This window comes from Glutamicibacter sp. 363 (assembly GCF_052379505.1).
Lineage (GTDB): Bacteria > Actinomycetota > Actinomycetes > Actinomycetales > Micrococcaceae > Glutamicibacter.
This window is the reverse complement of record NZ_JBQSYR010000088.1, coordinates 1-633: the sequence shown is the minus strand read 5'-3', so window position 1 is coordinate 633 and position 633 is coordinate 1. Positions and strand designations below refer to the sequence as shown.

General features: G+C 55.8%; 1 protein-coding gene. It reads left to right on the top strand.

Features of this window, described 5'->3' with window-relative positions; genetic code table 11:
• Positions 1 to 124: 124 nt before the first annotated feature.
• On the top strand, positions 125 to 633 hold a 509-nt coding region (locus tag ACT3UA_RS18980; protein WP_444617895.1), incomplete at its 3' end, for a transposase.

Below are 633 nucleotides of genomic sequence, written 5' to 3'. Positions count from 1 at the left end.
TAGCCCAGGTATTTCATCGAGAGGCCAGTAATTAAGCGTCATTAACAAAGAAAAAGTGATCCTGAACTGCGAAAATAAAGGTATCTAAGCCATATTCTCAACAGTCCAAAGGATCACTCTCTCGGTGAACAACAATACCTCCCTTTACCCAGCCATACCAACCGTGAGCACAAACCAAGCACTCGTCTCCCACGCAGGACTCACCACCCTGAGCGACCTGCTCAACGCAATGGGTTTCCGCAAACTCTGCGAAAACCGATTCTCCCAATTCGTCCCGGCCGCGGCGGTGCACCGGCCAGGGAAGATGATCGCAGACCTGAGTCTGATGCTCGCCGCCGGCGGCGAGCAAGTCAGCGACACTGACCAGCTACGAACGGTTCAGGGGCTGTTCGGGCCGGTGGCCTCTGACCCCACGTTCAGCAGGTTCTTCGCCAGGATCAGCAAGCACCCGGGGGCTTTCGACTACGCATTCGCTACCATGCAACGCGAGGTACGGACCAAACTCTGGGCGGCTGCAGGTCAACGCAATCCCGCAGCACGAGCTTCCCGCATGAATCCTCTGACCGTGGATATCGACGCGTCCCTAGTCAACGTGCACTCAGATAAAGAAGGTGCCAAAGGAAACTACAAGGG